Origin of the sequence: Paraburkholderia sp. SIMBA_027, from assembly GCF_046535315.1 — a bacterium.
Taxonomy (GTDB): domain Bacteria; phylum Pseudomonadota; class Gammaproteobacteria; order Burkholderiales; family Burkholderiaceae; genus Paraburkholderia; species Paraburkholderia tropica.
In genome coordinates this window covers 1-290 of the sequence record NZ_JAWRWY010000342.1, presented here as the reverse complement: position 1 = coordinate 290, position 290 = coordinate 1, and the positions used below count along the sequence as shown (strand labels likewise).

General features: G+C 59.7%; 1 protein-coding gene. It reads right to left on the bottom strand.

Annotated elements, in window-relative coordinates:
- Positions 1–42: 42 nt before the first annotated feature.
- Positions 43–290: MFS transporter (locus SB764_RS39350; protein WP_410866657.1), on the bottom strand; the 248-nt coding region annotated here is incomplete at its 5' end.

Sequence of the window (290 nt, the reverse complement as noted above, 5' to 3'; positions counted from 1 at the left end):
AACTGAATTGAAACCCCCGGCCTTGCGCCGGGGTTTTTTCGTTCAGGCTTTCTGTTTGTCGGCCGGATATGGCGTGGTGAACAGAAGGATCAGGCCGCCCAGCAGGAAAATTATCAGCGTAGCCATGCCGAGCCGGGCAGAACCGCTGGAATAGGTAACGATCGAGAACAGCAGTGTTGCCATGAAGCTCGTCGCGCGCCCTGAGAGCGCGTAGATCCCGAAATAGCGGCCGGCCTCTTCCAGGCTGACGCTGCGGGCGAGATAGGAGCGCGAAGAGGCTTGAACCGGGC